A 16864-nucleotide genomic window follows, 5' to 3' on the forward strand; every position below is an offset into this window, starting at 1 on the left:
GGTCGGATGCGGGGGCTCCGACGGTTCGTTTGCGCGCCGTCCCCCTCATCCGCCTGCCGGCACCTTCTCCCCGCTGGGGAGAAGGATCGATGCCGCGACCTCTCCGTCTCCCTCTCCCCGCTTGCGGGGAAAGGGCTGGTGTGAAGGGAGGCCTCGTTCGCTTACTTCGCGGCCTCGACGGCGGACTTCAGTTCCTCGACGGCTTCCTCGGAGGAAAGCTCGCCGTTGAACTGGCGGGTCACGACGTCGTAGATCGCGTTCTTGACGGAAGCCGGATTGGCGTGGCCGTGGGCCATGGAGCCGTAGAGCGTGCCGTTGGCGTTGGCTTCCGCCAGGTCCTTGATGGCCTTCTTGCCGCAGGCGTCGAAGGCTTCGTCCGAGACATCGGTACGGGCCGGTGCGGAACCCTTGACCACGTTGAAGGCCGACTGGAAGGTCGGGCTTTCGATGGCCGAGGCCATGACGAGCTGGGCCGGAACCTTGTCAGCCGCGACCTTGAACATCGCGAACTGGTCGGAGTTGAAGGTGACAGAGCCCTGCGTGCCCGGATAGCGCATGCAGACGAAATCCTCGCCGGGCTTCTTGCCGGCCTTGATGAATTCGCCCTTCGCCCAGTCGCCCATGAACTGCACGCCGGCCTTGCCTTCGATGACCATGGCGGATGCCAGGTTCCAGTCGCGGCCCGAGAAGTTGTCGTCCACGTAGGAGCGCAGCTTCGTCATGCGGTCGAAGGCTTCCTTCATCTGGGCGCTGCCCAGCGTTTCCGGATCGAGATCGATGAAGGCCTTCTTGTAGAAGTCGTTGCCGAAGGAGAGCACGACCGCGTCGAAGATCGTCGCGTCCTGCCACGGCTGGCCGCCATGGGCGACCGGCGTGATGCCCTGTTCCTTGAACTTGTCGAGCAGGGCGACGAGTTCGTCCCAGTTCGTCGGCTCCTTGCCGCCGGCCTTGTCGAGGGCCGCCTTGTTGATCCACATCCAGTTGGTGGAGTGAACGTTGACGGGTGCTGCGATCCAGTGGCCATCATACTTGGAGAACTGCTGGAGGGCCGTCGGGATGACCTTGTCCCAGCCTTCCTTGTTGGCCACTTCGTCCAGGTTGCCGAGCGCGCCTTCCTTGGCCCAGTCGAGGATGTCGAAGCCGAGCATCTGCACGGCGGTCGGCGCATTGCCGGCCGTGACGCGGGCGCGCAGCACGGTCATGGCTTCCGTGCCGCCGCCGCCGGCAACCGGCATGTCGGTCCAGGTGATGCCCTTGGATTCGAGGTCCTTCTTGAGGACTTCGAGCGCTGCGGCTTCGCCGCCCGAGGTCCACCAGTGCAGCACTTCCACATTCTCGGCGGCGCGAGCGGCGGTGCCGCCCAGGCCCATCATGACCGCGGCGATCGCGGTGGTCGTCACAAACTTGCGCATCGTTTTCCTCCCGGTTGCAAGTTCAAGGGCGAGAACCTCCTCCCGCCGATGTCCCCGACGCATGCGGCGTCGGAATTGTCTCTCTGGCTCAATGCCGGTGTAATTTAAAACGTTGTAAATTTCCGAAGTCAAGACGCCGTGGCTTAGCGTCCGGTCACGATTTCAGAAGGCCTGTCATTCGGGATGGCAGCCCATTTTTAGGGCGGGGCCAAACATTGTGCACTGCATTGCAAACGTTATAAATTCCTGTGCGCTGCAAGATTGCAGAGCTTTGGGCGCCTCGATATTGTGCGGGCGATTGATCGTCCCGAGCCGAAGAATTGCAGCCGTGTCTCCAACCGAAAAGTCCGCCGTCCGAGAAGCCGTTTCGAATGTCTCCCGGGCGGGCAAGCCGACGCTGAAAACCATTGCCGAGATGACGGGCCTTGCCATCACGACGGTCTCTCGGGCGCTCGGCAATGCGCCGCAGATTTCGGAGAGCACGCGCCGCCGCGTTCATGCGGTCGCTGCCGAAATCGGCTACCTGCCGGATCGCGCCGCCCAGCGTCTCAAGACCGGCCGTACCAACGTCATCTCCGTGCTGCTCGACCCGCACGAGGAAATCCTCGGCTTCGGCACCTCGATCATGCATGGGCTTGCGCGCGCTTTGCAGGCGACGTCCTACCACCTTATCGTCACGCCGAACTTTCTCGACGGCAACAATGTCGATGCCGTCAACTACATCATCCGCAACGGCATGGCCGATGGCCTGATCTTTTCGCGCACCGAGCCCTTCGATCCACGCGTGCGGCTGCTTCTGGAAAACGGCTTTCCCTTCGTGACCCATGGGCGCACGGAATTCTCCACGCCGCATGCCTTCGTCGACTACGACAACTTCGCCTTCGCCTATGAAGCGACCAAGCGGCTGATCGCCAAGGGACGGCGCAAGGTCACGATCATCCTGCCGCCCCGGCGGCTGACGTTCCACCAGTATATGCTGCACGGCTTCATGACCGCCGTGCGCGAGGCGGGAGTCGCTTACGAGATCCCCGAGACGCTCGATCTCGACAGCCCCGCCGACATGATCCGCGACCACGTGCGCCGCCGCAGCGCCGAGCCCGACCCGCCGGACGGTTATACCTGTCCCGGCGAGGTCTCCGCGCTCGCGACCATTACCGGCATGAGCGACAATGGCCTCACGCTCTGCGCGGAATACGACATCGTCGCCAAGCAGACGTCGCGCCTGCTCAGTCAGATCCAGCCGAAGGTCGAGACCATCTACGAAGACCTGCCTGCTGCCGGCGAAGCGATGGGGCGGCTGCTCTTGCGCCGCATTGCCGGCGAGAGTGCCGAAGACCTGACTATGCTGCTGGGACCGCAATTCGGTTTCCCGACGCCCTGAGCGGGCGGCGCGGCCGGTCCCATTCCTGGTTGTCGGGGCCATCCGGTTCATCGCGGCATCCACCAGCCGGTGCGTGCGCCGATATGCATGTTGAGCGTCTTGGTCTCCGTGTAGTCCTCCACCGCGTGGCGGCCGAGTTCGCGGCCAAGCCCGGACTGGCGGTAGCCGCCGAAGGGCAGTTCGGACGCGCCGTCCATGAAGGTGTTCATCCAGACCGTGCCGGCGCGCACCTTGCGGCCGATGGTGAGGCACGTATCGAAATCACGGCTCCAGACGCCGGCCGACAGGCCGTAGTCGATGGCGTTGGCAATGCGGATAGCCTCTTCCGTCGTATCGAATGTCAGCACCGACAGCACCGGCCCGAAAACCTCTTCGCGGGCGACGGCCATATCGGGCTTGACGCCGGAGAGGATCGTCGGCGCCATGAACTGGCCGAGACCGAGATCGAGCGCGCCGCCACCGAGTGCGACCGAGGCGCCGGCCTTCGACGCGCTGTCGACATAGGCGCCGATCTTGTCGAGATGCTGCGGCGTGATGATCGCGCCGACCTGGGTCGTGGGATCGAGCGGATCGCCGACCTTGACCTTCTTCGCGAGTTCCGCGATGCGCGCCGTCACGTCATGCGCGATGGACGCGTGCAGGATCAGCCGCGAGCCGGCATTGCAGCATTCGCCGGCATTGAAATAAGCGCCGAACACGGCGGCGTCGACGAAGGCGTCGAGATCGGCATCCGGGAAGACGATCTGCGGGTTCTTGCCGCCGAGTTCCAGCGAGACTTTCTTCAGCGTCTGCGCTGCATTGGCCATGGTGAGACGGCCGACACCAGTGGAGCCGGTGAAGGAAACCATGTCGACATCGGGATGCGTCGTCATCGCGCTGCCTACCTCCGGGCCGGTGCCGGTGACGATGTTGACGACGCCGGCGGGCACGCCGGCCTCGATGAGGATTTCGCCGAGAACCAGCGTGGAGCCGGAGGTCATCTCCGAAGGCTTCACGACCGTCGTGCAGCCTGCCGCCAGCGCAAAAGGTAACTTCTGGCTTACGATCAGGAAGGGGAAGTTCCACGGCGTGATGATCGACACGACGCCGATGGCCTCGCGCAGCACGACGCCGAGCGTGCCATCGCCGAGCGTGTTGTAGCTTTCGCCGTGCAGGTTGCGGGCGAGGGCCGCGGCATAGCGCCAGATATCCACGGCGCCGCCCAGCTCGGCCTTGGCCTGGCTGATCGGCTTGCCGCTTTCGATCGTGTCGAGAAACGCCAGTTCGTCCGCGCGTGCGGCGATGAGGTCTGCGGCCTTGAGCAGGATATTGGAGCGCTCCGCCCCGGTCATGTTGGGCCATGGGCCGTTGTCGAAGGCTCTCCGCGCGGCGGCTATCGCGCGTTCGGCATCGGCCTTCGTGCCGGCCGGATAGCGGCTGACGACGACGCCGTGACCCGGCGCGACGCGCTCGATTGCGTTGTCAGCACCTTGCGTCCACGCCCCGTCGATCAGCATGCGGAAATCGCGTGCCTTGAAGTTCTCCAGCGCCTTCGGCTTCACATGCGCGGTCATCACCATTCTCCCTTGAAATCTGCGGGGCGCTTGCCCGTGAAGGCGGCGACACCTTCCTTGAGGTCCCCGGTCTTGGCGACGAGGATGGAGCCGAGCGCTTCCACCGCCGCGCCGTTATCCTCACCATTCGCCACGGAAATCATTAGCTTGGAAATTTCCGTCGCGGCCGGCCCGCGTACAGCGATGCGGGCCGCATAGGCCCGGGCCGCGTCAACGGCCGTGCCCGTTTCGACGACTTGATCGACGATGCCGAGCGCCAGGGCCTCCGCTGCCGTCAGCACCTCGCCGCCCAGCAACATGCGCCGCACGGCTTGTGCGCCGAAGCGCTTGACCAGCCGTTGTGTGCCGGACCAGCCGGGCACCATGCCGAGACCGGCCTCCGGCAGGCCGATCTTCACCTGGCTTTCGGCGATGCGGATATCGGCGGCGGCCGCCAGTTCCAGCCCGCCGCCCAGCGCGTGTCCGTTGACCGCGGCGATCAGCGGCATGCGCAGCGTCGCCAGCCGTTCGAAGACCCGGTGGCCGAAACGCACCCAGGCGTGGCCGAACTCATTGGCTTCCATGCCCGCCCAGGCGCGGATGTCGCCGCCGGCGGAAAAGGCCTTGCCCTCGCCGGTCAGGATCGCGACGCGCACGGCCGCATTGGCTTCGACGTCGTCGCAGGCGGCGGAAAGTTCCTTCAGCATGTCGATGTCGAAGGCATTCGCCTTTTCCGGCCGCGCGACGGTCATGATCGCAACGGCGCCCTCGACTCTCACCCTGATGCGCGGCTCAGCCATGGTTGTCCCTCGCCAGTGTGCGCGGGGCCTTCTGCGGCAGTGTCAGGCCGATCGGCGCATCCGTGAAGAGCGCGGCGTCCATCACCTTCATATCCGGCGAGACGATGAGATCGAATTCCGACTGGTCGAGGATATGGGCCTGGAGATCGACGCCGGGCGCGATTTCGGTCAGCACGATGCCTGCGGGCGTCAACTTCAGCACGCAGCGCTCGGTGACATAGGTGATGTCCTGACCCTGCGCGACGCCGCGCGGGCCCGAGAAGGTGACATGCTCGACGGCATCGACCAACTTCTTGAGCTTGCCTTCCTTCTCGATGACGAGCTTGCCGTTCTCGATGGCGAGCTTCGCGCCGGCGTTGAACATGCCGGAAAAGACGATCTTCTTCGCCCGCGCCGTGATGTCCACGAAGCCGCCGGCGCCGGCCGTCACATGCGGCCGGAAGGAAAGCTTCGAGACATTGACCGAGCCATCCTTGCCGATCTCCAGGAAGGACAGCAGCGACGCATCGAAGCCCGCGCCCTGGAAATAGGTGAACTGATAGGGCGAGGGCATGAAGGCATCGGCGTTCGAGGCGCAGCCGAAGGCGAAGTCGAGCAGCGGCACGCCGCCAACGGCACCCTGTTCGATCACCCAGGTCACCGCGCCGTGCAGACCCTCTTCCAGCAGGATGCGGGGCACATTGGCGGAAATGCCGAAGCCGAGATTGACGGCGCTGCCCGCCTCGAGCTCCTGCGCGACACGCCGGGCAATGACCTTCTGGATGTTGAATTCAGGCACGCGGAATGTGTCCAGCGGCCGGAAGATCTCGCCTGAAATGGCGGGATCGTAGAGCGTCTGCGTCGTCTGTTTCTGGTCCGGATCGACGACGATATAGTCGACCAGCACGCCGGGGACGCGCACGTCGTGCGGCTTGAGCGCGCCATCCTTGGTGATGCGCTTGACCTGCGCGATGACGATGCCGCCATTGTTGCGGGCGGCCAGCGCCTGGTCGAGCCCACCGAGATAGGCGCCCTCATGTTCATAGGTCAGGTTGCCGCGCTCGTCGGCCGTCGTGGCGCGGATGATCGCCACCTGCGGTGCTATGGCCTTGAAGTAAAGCCATTCCTCGCCGGCAAAGGTGATCTTCTCCACCACCGGTTCCTGCGACGCCGCGGCATTCATGGCGCAGCCTTCGCGGGTGGGATCGACGAAGGTTTCGAGGCCGACCTTGGTGATGACGCCGGGCCGCTTGGCGGCGGCCTCGCGATGCATATCGAAGAGAATCCCCGAGGGGATATTGTAGGCCGGAATCTCGTTGCCGGTGATCATCTGCCAGATCAGAGGCGGCTCGGACGAGGAGGGGCCGGAGGGATAGGAGCCGCCGATAATCTTCTTCAGGAGGCCCTTCCGGGCGATATGGTCGACACCCTTGATGCCGCTCATGTCGCCGGCTGCGATCGGGTGCAGCGTGGTGATGTTCCTGGGGTGGCCGGTTTCTTCGAAACGCGCGCCGATCGCCTGCAACATGAGGTCCGGGCAGCCGAGGCCCGACGACGAGGAGACCGAAACGACGGCTTCGTCAGGAATGAGGTCTGCGGCCTCGCGCGGTGTGATGTGCTTGCCCATTGTCCGTTCCGAATTTCGTCTCAAATGCCGGGCGCGATCTTGACCGCGCCGCCGTTGCGCGCGGCCTCCACCACGGCAAGCCCCGTCGCCAGCGACCAGATGCCGTCTTCGCCCGTCGCGGAGGGCTTTCCGTTGCCCGCGATGGCGGCATGGAAAGCCGAAAGCGCGGTTTCATAGAGGTTCGCCTGGTCGAGCGGCAGGTCGTGCTCGCCGTCGGCATCGCGCAGCGTTACAGACCCGGTCGCGCGCTGCGTCATGACGTTGCGGCCGATCAGCGAGCCTTCGGTGCCATGCACTTCAAGCCCCGTTTCAGCGAATTTCGTCGTGAAGCCATCGTGGAACTGCGCGACCACGCCATTCTGGAAGCGCAGCACGCCCATCACGGCGTCTTCCAGCCCGGCCTTGCCCATGCCGCCCGATTGCGAGAGGGCGATCGCTTCCACCGGGTCGCTGTCGAGAACGAAGCGCAGCGTATCCGCGTCGTGTACGGTGATATCGAGAATGACGCCACCACCGGCTTCGGGCTTTTCGAGGCGCCAGCCCTGCAGATGAGGCGGCAGGTAGACGGCATGGAAGACGCGGGCCGCCAGCGGCGTGCCGATGCGGCCGGCCTTGATGGCCTTGCGCATGGCGCGGTGGGTGGCCGCGTTGCGCAGATGGTGGTTGGTCGCCAGGACGACACCGGCATCCTTCGCGGCCTGCACCATGGCGCGGGCGTCGTCCAGCGACATGGCGAGCGGCTTTTCGCACAGGATATGCTTGCCGGCTTTCGCGGCGGCGAGCGCCTGGTCGCGATGCAGTTCATTGGTCGTGGAGATATAGACGGCATCGATCGCGGGATCCTTCACGAGGTCGTCGAGCGATGTGACGGCCTTGGCGATGCCGTGGTCGTCGGCGTATTTGCGGCCGCGTTCGGCGTTGCTGCTCATTACGGAGACGACGTCGCCGCCGGTGGCGCGGATTGCGCCGATCATCCATTCACGGGCAATCGTGCTTGCCCCGATCAAACCCCACCGCGTCATGCAGACATCCTCCCTGCTTTTTCTCCCGCCCCGCAGCTCTGGCGCACGACGAGGCGCACGGAACCGACGATGGCTTCGGGCTCCACCTTGCCCGTATTGATCTGCTTCAGCAGCAGTTGCGCGGCACGGCGGCCCATGCCCTGCGGATCGACGGAAACCGTCGTCAGCGCCGGCACGGCGGTCTCGGCCTCTATCACGTCGTCGAAGCCGACCACTGCAAAGTCGCGGCCGGGCTCCCTGCCGGCGGCGCGCAGTCCGTCACAGACGCCGAAGGCGGCCGCGTCGTTGAAGCAGAGCGCGGCCGTCGGCGGAGCGGGCAGCGACAGGGCGCGCTCGATGGCGGCGACGCCACCGGCGCGCGAGGCCGTCGAGCCGATCACCAGCATATCCGGCGCCTCGAAGCCTGCTTCCACCAGCGCATCGCGCCAGCCCTGCACCCGTTCCGCAAAGACGGTGGTGTTGGCGATGCCGCCGAGAAAGGCGATGCGGCTGTGGCCGAGCGAGACGAGGTGTGCGACGGCGGCCTTCGCGCCGGCATAGTTGTCGGAAACGAGGGAAGAGACCTTGGCGCCCACCACATTGCGCACCACGGATACGACCGGGATGCCGCTGGCGGCCAGCGGTTTCAGGTCGGCGGCTTCCGTTCCCCGGGCTGGCGAGATGATCAGGCCGGAAATGCCGTGTTCGCGCATCGAGGCGACGACCTCTCGCTGGCGATCCACGCTTTCGGCGGAGTTCGACAGGAACTGCACATAGCCGGCGGATTGCATGACCATGTCCATGCCGACGGCGAGCTCGGCGAAGAACGAGTTCGTCAGATCGTTCACGATGATGCCGATGATGCGCGACGAGGCGGACTGGCGCAGGTTTGCCGCACCGCGATTGTAGACATAGCCAAGCTCGCGGATGACCGCGTTCACCTTGGCGCGCGTCGCCTCATTGACGAGCGGGCTTGCCTGCAGGACGAGCGAGACGGTCGACTTCGACACGCCGGCGGCGCGCGCAATGTCGACAACGGTCACCCGGCTTTTGCTCACTGTCATCCTCCCGACATCGAGCTTTTCGCTCGCTTGTTGGCGGGTAATTAATTGGAACGTTCCAAATATGTCAAGTGGATTTTCGGCATCTTGGTGTCGTCGATCTTCTTTAAGGCATCCTGTCGCGCAACGTCAGTGCATCCACGGGCGTTTTGGCGGTTTTGATGAAGAGGGCCGTATCGTGACGTGGGCGGTCAAAGTAGAAAGCGAAGATCGCAATGCCTCTTGAAATTTGGAACGATCTAAATTATTGCGCTTGAAAACCCTTGGGAGGATGTCGTGTCAATCAGCCTTTCCCTGCCGCTCGCCGATGGCGGAACAGAAGCCTATGCCTTGGTGGGCACGCCCACACCGCGCCCGGCAGCCACGCCGTCGTTCAACCGCATCGCCTATGCCGCCGCGCATGTGGTTTCCGATCCGCGCCGCGACGCCCGGCCCTGGGAGGCGCCGGCCATCGACTGGGAGCGCACGATGGCCTTTCGCCATCACCTCTGGTCGCTCGGCTTTCGCATTGCCGAGGCGATGGACACCTCGCAGCGCGGCATGGGGCTCGACTGGGCCGGTGCGCAGGAACTCATCCGCCGCTCGCTTGCCGAGGCGAAAACGGTGCCGGGCGCGGACCTCGCCTGTGGTGCCGGCACGGATCACCTCAACCCGGTGGATGCCCGTTCCCTTGATGATGTCATCAGGGCCTATGAGGAGCAGGTCGGTTTTGTCGAAAAGCAGGGCGGGCGCTCCATCATGATGGCAAGCCGGGCGCTGGCGCGCATCGCTCGCTCGCCGGACGACTACCGCAAGGTCTATGGCCGAATTCTCGGCCAGGCGAAGGACAAGGTCGTGCTGCACTGGCTGGGCGACATGTTCGATCCGCAACTGCGGGGTTACTGGGGCTCGCAGAATTTCGAGCCGGCACTTGATACGGTCATCTCGATCATCGGGGAGAACCGCGCCAAGGTCGAAGGCATCAAGATCTCCCTGCTCGACAATGCCTACGAAGTGGCGCTGCGCAATCGCCTGCCGGAAGGGGTGCTCTGCTTCACGGGTGACGACTTCAACTATGCCGAACTGATCGAAGGCGACGGGGTGAAGTACAGCCACGCACTGCTCGGCATCTTCGATGCCGTCGCGCCGCAGGCCTCGCAGGCACTGGCTTCACTTGCGGCAGGCGACGTGGCAACGTTCCGGGCCATTATCGAACCGACGGTTCCGCTGTCGCGCAAGATCTTCGAAGCGCCGACGCAGTATTACAAGGCGGGCGTCGTCTTCCTTGCCTGGCTGAATGGCCACCAGGATCATTTCACCATGCCGGCCGGCATGCAGTCCGCCCGCGGTGTCGTGCATTATGCGGATGTTTTCCGTCTGGCCGACAAGGCCAATGTGCTCGACAAGCCGGAGTTGGCGGCCGCACGGATGAAAAGCCTGATGACGGTGCTCGGCGTTTCCTGAGATAGCTGTGGATGACCGGCCGTTTGGCCGGTCGATCGCGCCGTCAGGCGTTAAACTCCCGGTCTCGAAATGTGTGACGGGAGCAGGATATGACGGCTGGCGACGTGAAGATCGGCGAGAGCTGGAAGGCGCCGCTGGCGGCGGAATTCTCCAGCCCGTACATGGCGGAGCTGAAAGCCTTCCTGCTGGAACAGAAGCAGGAGGGCAAGCGGATCTTTCCCAAGGGCGCGGAATATTTCCGGGCGCTCGATCTGACGCCGCTCGACGAGGTGCGCGTCGTCATCCTCGGCCAGGATCCCTATCACGGCGAAGGACAGGCCATGGGACTGTCCTTTTCGGTGCAGCCGGGCGTGCGTATTCCGCCCTCGCTCGTCAACATCTACAAGGAATTGCAGGATGATCTCGGCATTCCCCCGGCGCGGCACGGCTCTCTGGAGCATTGGGCGAAACAGGGCGTGCTGCTGTTGAACAGCGTGCTGACGGTGGAGATGGGCCGCGCGGCCTCACATCAGGGCAAGGGCTGGGAACGCTTTACCGATGCGGTGATCCGCGTGGTGAACGAGCAGGAAAAGCCCGTCGTCTTCATTCTCTGGGGCTCCTACGCCCAGAAGAAGGCGGCCTTCGTCGATAGCCGCCGTCACCTCGTGCTGCGCTCGCCGCATCCTTCGCCGCTCTCGGCGCATAACGGCTTCTTCGGCACCAAGCCCTTCTCCAAGGCAAATGCCTTTCTCGAAAAGCATGGCCGCAAGCCGATCGACTGGCAGTTGCCGGCGACGCCTCAGTAGTGCGCCGGCTGCTTCTTAACGCACCAGTGTCTCGTCAAGCAGGGCCATAACCTTTTCCGCGTCGATGCCGATGCAGGCGTGCTGGCTCGGCAGGCCGTCCCAGTCGCCCGGCGGGAAAGCGCGACCGTCCGGCTTCTGGATGGTCTGGCCGTCCGCGATACCGCCGGTCACGACGCGGATCGCGCCGCGGCGGGTGGTGAAGAATTCCGGTGCGACGAGGTAGACGCAGGCGCAGCTGTCATGCACCACCATGCCCTCGTCCTGCACGTGCCGGCCGTAGAAATCGATATAGAACCGGGAGATATCGGAGAGCAGCTTCAGGTGCCTGCCGTTGGCTGCGGTGAGTTCAGCAAGGCGCTTGCGCGTCATCACGGTTTTCATCGTGACGTCGAGACCGACGACGACCACGTTCCAAGATGCGCCCATCACCACGTCGGCCGCTTCCGGGTCACCATGGATATTGGCCTCGGCGGCGGGCGTGATGTTGCCCGGCACGTCAAAGGCGCCGCCCATGATGATGACCTGCTTCACGAGGTTCGCGATGTCAGGGTCTTCCCGCAGCGCGTCGGCGAGGTTCGACATGCGGCCGACGGCAATCAGCGTCACTTCACCCGGATTGGCGCGAACGGTGTCGATGATGAAGCGGTGGGCAGGACGCGGATCGACGGGAAGATCGATCGTCTCGGGCACGCCGATATTGCCCAGTCCGTCATGGCCGTGGATCATCACCGGCCAGTCGGCCGTGTTGCGTGCGGGATCGTAGGTCTGGCCGTTGCCCTTGGCGACGGGGGCATCGATGCCCCATTCGCGCTTGAGAAACAGCGCGTTGCGCGTGGTCGTCTCGATAGAGGCATTGCCGAAGACGGTGGTGATGCCGATCAGGTCGATTTCGGGATGGTTGTGCAGGAACAGCAGCGCCATGGCGTCATCGACGCCCGGGTCCGTGTCGAAAATTACCTTATGCATATGGTTCTCTGTCTTGTTGTTCTTATGAGAGGTGCCGCTTACTGGAAGCGGGTGATGGAGAAGGGGGCAAGCGCATCGTCGCGTTCGCCGGCCAGCAGCCGGGCGACGTGGCGTCCGGTCGTGGCGGAAAGCGTCAGGCCGAGATGGCCGTGGCCGAAGGCGAAGGCAATACGCGGGTCGCGCGGGTGCAGGCTGATCACCGGCAGCGAATCCGGTGTCGAGGGGCGACGCCCCATCCATTCCGTGCCGCCTTCCTCCTGAAGATCGGGCACGTAGCGGCGCATCTTCCTGCGCATGGCGGCGGCGCGCTTGTAGTTTGTAGGCGCTTCCGGCGATGCGAGCTCGACGGCGCCGCCGATGCGCAAGGCGTTCTCGAAGGGTGTCGCGACAAAGCCGTGCTCGGAGAAGAACACCGGCATTTCGAGCATCGTCGACGGGTTCATGAAGGTCGTGTTGTAGCCGCGCTCCGTTTCCAGGAGCACCTTCAGGCCGAGATCGGCCACGAAGCGGCGCGACCAGACGCCGGCGGTGATCACCAGCTTGTCGAAGGTGAACTCCCGCCCGCCCTCGGTCCTGACGGTCACGCCGTCTGCGGCCTGCGCCACGGACGCGATCGTCGCATCCAGCAACGTGGCGCGCTCGCGCAATACAGCCTGCAAGCGGCGCAGGAAGGTCAGCGGATAATCGAAGGTGCGGTAGCCATCGTTGAAGATGGCGCCGGCGAAGGTGCCCTGCAGGGCCGGCACGCGGCGGCGTGCCTCTTCCGGATCGAGTTTCTCGACATTGCAGCCGATCAGCCGGGCATTCTCCGCCTCGTGGGCGAACGCCTTGTCGCGCGCGGCAACGTTATCGAAGACCGTCAGCGCGCCGGTGTCGCGCATATGGCCGGAAATACCGGCGAGATGGCCGAGGTGCACATGGTCGGCCTCGGCCGTCTTCATGAGATGCAGCAGGGCGGCGCGGCTGGCGGCGACCTTGCCGGCGCGGGCGCAGAGCAGCAACCGGATGAGCCACGGGGCAAGTGCCGGCAGGTCCTGCCATCGCAGGGTGAGTGGGCCGAGCGGATCGAGCAGCCATTTCGGAACGGAGAGCAACATGTCCGGACGGGCGATCGGGTCGATTTCCGGCACCGCCAGGATGCCGGCATTGCCGACGGATGCGGGAAGGCCGCCGGCGTCGCGCTCCAGAACGGTGACGCTGTGGCCTTGCTCAAGCAGATGAAGGGCTGTGGCGCAGCCGATGATGCCGCCGCCGACGATTCCGATATGCGCCATGCCGTCCCGTCTGTGTCGATTTCCACGCTGGCGGCCGAAGCATGCCGGCCGTTTGCGCGGGACGATAAACGCAAACGGCATGGCTGTCGACAGCGCGCAAAGCGTCTCGATCAGACCTGTTCGGCCGGCCTGCGGTTGCGGGCGATCTGCCGCAGGAAGGCGAAAACGAAGAGGATCGACATCAAAAGCACGATGGTCGGTGCCGGTGCGCTGTCGATGATGAAACTCAGCCAGATACCGCAGAACGAGGACCCGACGGCGACGAGCACGGCGACGGCCAGCATGGCCGGGAAGCGGCGCGTCAGGAGCGCGGCGATGGCCCCCGGCGCAACCAGCATGGCGATGGCGATGATGATGCCGACAGCTTTCAGCGCGCCGACGACGACGAGCGACAGCACGGCCAGCAGCCCGTAATGCAGCAGCCTGACCGGCAGCCCGATGGCCGACGCGTGCTGCCGGTCGAAGGCATGGACCAGCAGATCCTTGCGGAAGGCGAGAATGAAGCTTGTGGAGGCCGCTGCGATGACGGCGGTTTCCAGAAGGTCGGAAGCACCGATACCCAGCATGTCGCCGAACAGGATGTGGTCGAGGTGGATATCGGGCTGGATTTTCACATAGAGCACCAGGCCGAGCGCGAACATGCCGGAAAAGACGATCCCGAGAATCGTATCCTCCTTCACGCGGCTGTTGTCCTTGAGGTAGCCGGCCGCCAGCGCACAGAACAGGCCCGCGACGAAGGCGCCGGCCGCGAAGGGCAGGCCGAGCACATAGGCACCGACGACGCCGGGCAACACGGCATGGGAGACGGCATCGCCCATCAGCGACCAGCCCTTCAGGACGAGGTAGCAGGATAGCAGTGCCATCGGCACGGCGATCATCAGCGTCACCAGAAAGGCATTCTGCATGAAGCCGAGCTGGAAGGGCAGGAGCGCGAGTTCAAGCGTTTCGCTCATGACGGAAGGCTTTCGGTGGTTGCAAGCGCCAGCCGGCTTTTGCGGCGGGCGGCCAGCAATCCGTGTTTCGGTGCGAACAGGAAGGCAAGGAGGAAGATCGCCGTTTGAAGCACGACGATGATGCCCCCGGTCGCGCCATCCAGGAAATAGGAAAGATAGGCGCCAACGAAACTCGTTCCCGCCCCGAGCGCGGCGGCGATCACGATGAGACGCTGGAAGCGGTCCGTCAGGAGGTAGGCGGTTGCGCCCGGTGTCACCACCATGGCGACAACGAGGAAGGCGCCGACGGTCTGCATGGCGGCGACCGTGGAGGCGCTGAGCAGCGTGAAGAACAGGATCTTCAGGCCCGTCGGGTTTATGCCGATGGAGCGGGCATGGCTCTCGTCGAAGAAGGCGACCATCAGGTCCTTCCACTTGAGAAGGAGGATGACCAGCGTGACGAAGCCGATGATGGCGAGCTGGATCGTGTCCTCGCGGGTGATGGCGAGGATGTTGCCGAGCACGATGGTCTGGATGTTCACCGGGGTGGGCGAGAGCGACACCATGAAGAGGCCGAGGCCGAAGAAGGAGGAGAAGATCATGCCGATGATGGCATCTTCCTTCAGCCGCGTCTGACGGTTCAGGAACAGCATGGCCGCGGCGGCAAGCCCGCCGGACAGGAACGCGCCCGCCGCGAAGGGCAGGCCGAGCATATAGGCGCCCGCCACGCCCGGCACGATGGAGTGCGAGAGCGCGTCGCCGATCAGCGACCAGCCCTTCAGCATCAGATAGGCCGAAAGAAAGCCGCAGATGCAGCCCACCAGCGCGCTCACCCACATGGCATTGACCATGTAGCCATAGGTGAAGGGCTCGAGGAGCAGGTCGGTCACGGCACCTTCTCCTGCTCGCGCTCGCTGTAGATGACGAACGGGCGCTCATCGTCGGTGATGACCTTGACCGAACGCTTGTCCTCGTCGTCGTGCAGGTCCTGGCCGCCGAGAATGAAGTGGCGCAGCACGCCGCCGAAGGCCTTTTCGAGATTGGCCTCGGTGAAGGTCTCGGCGGTCGGGCCGGAGGCGATGACCGTGCCCTTGACGAAGACGGTCCGATCGCAGAAATCCGGGACGCTGCCCAGATTGTGCGTGGAAACCAGCATGACGCGGCCTTCGTCGCGCAGCTTGCCGAGCAGTTCGATGATCTGCTCCTCGGTGGTGACGTCGACACCGGTGAACGGCTCGTCGAGCAGGATCACCTGGCCTTCCTGCGCAAGCGCCCGCGCGAGGAAGACGCGCTTTCTCTGTCCGCCCGAGAGTTCGCCGATCTGGCGCTTGCGATAGGCGCTCATGTTGACGCGCGAAAGCGCCTCGTCGACCATCTCGTGATCGCGCTTGGAGGGGATGCGCAGCCAGTTCATGTGGCCGTAGCGCCCCATCATTACCACGTCCTCGACCAGCACGGGAAAGGTCCAGTCGACCTCCTCGGCCTGCGGCACATAGGCGACGAGGTTCTTCTTCAAGGCTTCCTGTACGGAAAGGCCGAGGATCGTCACATTTCCGGCGGCGATGGGCACGAAGCCCATGATCGCCTTGAAGAGCGTCGACTTGCCGGCGCCGTTGACGCCGACAAGGGCGGTGATGGTGCCTTTCGGCACGGAGAAGCTGGCCTGCCGAAGGGCGGTGTGCCCGTTGCGATAGGTGACCGTCACATTGTCGGCGACGATGCCGTCGACCTTCCTGGGCTTGCTTCCCATCATCATTTCGAGAGGCCTTCCACGATTGTCTCCGACGTCACGCGCAAGAGGTCGAGATAGGTCGGGACGGGGCCGTCCGCTTCGCTCAGCGAGTCGACATAGAGCACGCCGCCATAGGCTGCGCCCGTTTCGGCCGCGACCTGCTTGGCCGGGTCGGCCGAGACGGTGCTTTCGCTGAAGACGACATGGATGTTGTGCTCGCGCACCGCGTCGATGACGGCCTTCACCTGCTTGGGCGTGCCCTGCTGGTCGGCGTTGATCGGCCAGAGGAAGAGTTCCTTCAGGCCGAAATCGCGGGCGAGGTAGCTGAAGGCGCCTTCGCTGGTGACGAGCCAGCGCTTCTCTTCCGGCAGCGCGCCGATCTTCGCCTTCATCTCCTCGTCGAGCGCCTTGATCTTCTCGCCATAGGCCTTGGCATTGGCGTCATAGGTCGCGGCGTTCGCCGGATCGAGCGCGACCAGCGCCTTGCGGATGTTCTCGACGTAAACAAGCGCATTGTCCGGCGACATCCAGGCATGCGGGTTCGGCTTGCCCTGATAGGGGCCCTCGACGATGCTCATCGGTTCGATGCCGTCGCTCACGACGACGTTCGGCACGTCGCCGAGATTGGCGAGGAATTTCTGAAACCAGAGTTCCAGGTTGAGACCGTTCCACAGCACCAGCTTGGCGTCCTGCGCCTTGAGGATATCGCGCGGCGTCGGCTGGTAGTTGTGGATCTCCGCACCCGGCTTGGTGATGGATTCCACCACTGCGGCATCACCGGCAACATTGGCAGCGATATCGGCGATGATCGTGAACGTCGTCACCACCTTCGGCTTTTCCTGGGCGAAGGCGGGCGCTACGGCGAGAAGGGGCAGGCTGAGGATAAGGGCATTGAACGAACGGCGGAACATGAAGGGTCCTAAACTGCTTTTGCGAATG

The 16864-nt window shown here is 64.4% G+C and carries 15 protein-coding genes; 3 read left to right on the top strand and 12 right to left on the bottom strand.

Features of this window, described 5'->3' with window-relative positions; genetic code table 11:
- Nucleotides 1–161: 161 nt before the first annotated feature.
- A complete protein-coding gene (locus tag GR158_RS13855; RefSeq protein WP_230640009.1) occupies nt 162–1373 on the bottom strand; it encodes an ABC transporter substrate-binding protein in 1212 nt (403 codons plus the stop codon).
- A gap of 367 nt (nt 1374–1740) precedes the next feature.
- Here GR158_RS13855 and GR158_RS13860 point away from each other — a divergent pair, with 367 nt between their 5' ends.
- The gene (locus GR158_RS13860) at nt 1741–2793 is read left to right on the top strand and encodes a LacI family transcriptional regulator (protein ID WP_371731646.1); all 1053 of its coding nucleotides are present in this window, start codon (nt 1741–1743) and stop codon (nt 2791–2793) included.
- Between the two features lie 47 nt (nt 2794–2840).
- Here GR158_RS13860 and GR158_RS13865 read toward each other — a convergent pair whose 3' ends face one another.
- Genes GR158_RS13865 through GR158_RS13885 form a run of 5 tightly spaced genes read right to left on the bottom strand, consistent with a single transcriptional unit; the run spans nt 2841 to nt 8790 of the window.
- Nucleotides 2841–4346: an aldehyde dehydrogenase family protein gene (locus GR158_RS13865; protein WP_160871492.1), complete on the bottom strand. Its 1506-nt coding sequence runs from the start codon at nt 4344–4346 to the stop codon at nt 2841–2843.
- Nucleotides 4346–5125 (bottom strand): enoyl-CoA hydratase/isomerase family protein, encoded by a 780-nt coding sequence (locus tag GR158_RS13870; RefSeq protein ID WP_160871493.1) that lies wholly within the window; start codon nt 5123–5125, stop codon nt 4346–4348. Before GR158_RS13870 ends, GR158_RS13865 begins: the two co-directional genes overlap by 1 nt.
- Nucleotides 5118–6731 (bottom strand): acyl CoA:acetate/3-ketoacid CoA transferase, encoded by a 1614-nt coding sequence (locus tag GR158_RS13875; protein WP_134646095.1) that lies wholly within the window; start codon nt 6729–6731, stop codon nt 5118–5120. Before GR158_RS13875 ends, GR158_RS13870 begins: the two co-directional genes overlap by 8 nt.
- Nucleotides 6732–6751: 20 nt before the next feature.
- The gene (locus GR158_RS13880) at nt 6752–7753 is read right to left on the bottom strand and encodes a Gfo/Idh/MocA family protein (protein WP_160871494.1); all 1002 of its coding nucleotides are present in this window, start codon (nt 7751–7753) and stop codon (nt 6752–6754) included.
- Nucleotides 7750–8790 carry a LacI family DNA-binding transcriptional regulator gene (locus GR158_RS13885; RefSeq protein WP_160871495.1) on the bottom strand — a complete coding sequence of 347 codons (1041 nt, stop codon included), beginning with the start codon at nt 8788–8790 and terminating at the stop codon, nt 7750–7752. Before GR158_RS13885 ends, GR158_RS13880 begins: the two co-directional genes overlap by 4 nt.
- 279 nt (nt 8791–9069) lie before the next feature.
- Between GR158_RS13885 and GR158_RS13890 the strand changes: the two genes are divergently transcribed.
- On the top strand, nt 9070–10236 hold the full coding sequence (locus GR158_RS13890; RefSeq protein ID WP_160871496.1) for a dihydrodipicolinate synthase family protein: 1167 nt from the start codon (nt 9070–9072) through the stop codon (nt 10234–10236).
- Between the two features lie 89 nt (nt 10237–10325).
- Nucleotides 10326–11021, top strand: coding sequence for a uracil-DNA glycosylase (gene ung / locus GR158_RS13895; RefSeq protein WP_134646089.1), 696 nt, complete (start codon nt 10326–10328; stop codon nt 11019–11021).
- Nucleotides 11022–11036: 15 nt separating this feature from the next.
- On the opposite strand, the gene GR158_RS13900 is transcribed toward ung, so the two are convergent.
- The 6 genes from GR158_RS13900 to GR158_RS13925 all read right to left on the bottom strand — a co-directional run bounded on the left by GR158_RS13900 (nt 11037) and on the right by GR158_RS13925 (nt 16836).
- Nucleotides 11037–11987 carry a nucleoside hydrolase gene (locus tag GR158_RS13900; protein ID WP_160871497.1) on the bottom strand — a complete coding sequence of 317 codons (951 nt, stop codon included), beginning with the start codon at nt 11985–11987 and terminating at the stop codon, nt 11037–11039.
- A 38-nt stretch (nt 11988–12025) separates the two neighbouring features.
- Entirely contained in the window at nt 12026–13261 is a 1236-nt protein-coding gene (locus GR158_RS13905) for an FAD-binding oxidoreductase (RefSeq protein WP_160871498.1), read from the bottom strand.
- Nucleotides 13262–13371: 110 nt separating this feature from the next.
- A complete protein-coding gene (locus GR158_RS13910; protein ID WP_160871499.1) occupies nt 13372–14214 on the bottom strand; it encodes a metal ABC transporter permease in 843 nt (280 codons plus the stop codon).
- The gene (locus GR158_RS13915; RefSeq protein WP_306037507.1) at nt 14211–15083 is read right to left on the bottom strand and encodes a metal ABC transporter permease; all 873 of its coding nucleotides are present in this window, start codon (nt 15081–15083) and stop codon (nt 14211–14213) included. Before GR158_RS13915 ends, GR158_RS13910 begins: the two co-directional genes overlap by 4 nt.
- Nucleotides 15080–15949, bottom strand: coding sequence for a manganese/iron ABC transporter ATP-binding protein (locus GR158_RS13920; protein WP_305851973.1), 870 nt, complete (start codon nt 15947–15949; stop codon nt 15080–15082). Before GR158_RS13920 ends, GR158_RS13915 begins: the two co-directional genes overlap by 4 nt.
- The gene (locus GR158_RS13925; RefSeq protein WP_134646081.1) at nt 15946–16836 is read right to left on the bottom strand and encodes a metal ABC transporter substrate-binding protein; all 891 of its coding nucleotides are present in this window, start codon (nt 16834–16836) and stop codon (nt 15946–15948) included. Before GR158_RS13925 ends, GR158_RS13920 begins: the two co-directional genes overlap by 4 nt.
- Between the last annotated feature and the right edge of the window lie 28 nt (nt 16837–16864).

The organism is Shinella sp. AETb1-6, from assembly GCF_009826875.1.
Classification (GTDB): Bacteria; Pseudomonadota; Alphaproteobacteria; order Rhizobiales; family Rhizobiaceae; genus Shinella; species Shinella sumterensis.

What these genes read in the sequence shown, in the direction of transcription:
- GR158_RS13855 (WP_230640009.1), bottom strand. Translation starts at nt 1,373, where the DNA reads ATGATGGGCCTGGGCGGCACCGCCGCTCGCGCCGCCGAGAATGTGGAA.
- GR158_RS13865 (WP_160871492.1), bottom strand. Translation starts at nt 4,346, where the DNA reads ATGACCGCGCATGTGAAGCCGAAGGCGCTGGAGAACTTCAAGGCACGC.
- GR158_RS13870 (WP_160871493.1), bottom strand. Translation starts at nt 5,125, where the DNA reads ATGGCTGAGCCGCGCATCAGGGTGAGAGTCGAGGGCGCCGTTGCGATC.
- GR158_RS13875 (WP_134646095.1), bottom strand. Translation starts at nt 6,731, where the DNA reads ATGGGCAAGCACATCACACCGCGCGAGGCCGCAGACCTCATTCCTGAC.
- GR158_RS13880 (WP_160871494.1), bottom strand. Translation starts at nt 7,753, where the DNA reads ATGACGCGGTGGGGTTTGATCGGGGCAAGCACGATTGCCCGTGAATGG.
- ung (WP_134646089.1), top strand. Translation starts at nt 10,326, where the DNA reads ATGACGGCTGGCGACGTGAAGATCGGCGAGAGCTGGAAGGCGCCGCTG.
- GR158_RS13900 (WP_160871497.1), bottom strand. Translation starts at nt 11,987, where the DNA reads ATGCATAAGGTAATTTTCGACACGGACCCGGGCGTCGATGACGCCATG.
- GR158_RS13905 (WP_160871498.1), bottom strand. Translation starts at nt 13,261, where the DNA reads ATGGCGCATATCGGAATCGTCGGCGGCGGCATCATCGGCTGCGCCACA.
- GR158_RS13910 (WP_160871499.1), bottom strand. Translation starts at nt 14,214, where the DNA reads ATGAGCGAAACGCTTGAACTCGCGCTCCTGCCCTTCCAGCTCGGCTTC.
- GR158_RS13920 (WP_305851973.1), bottom strand. Translation starts at nt 15,949, where the DNA reads ATGATGATGGGAAGCAAGCCCAGGAAGGTCGACGGCATCGTCGCCGAC.
- GR158_RS13925 (WP_134646081.1), bottom strand. Translation starts at nt 16,836, where the DNA reads ATGTTCCGCCGTTCGTTCAATGCCCTTATCCTCAGCCTGCCCCTTCTC.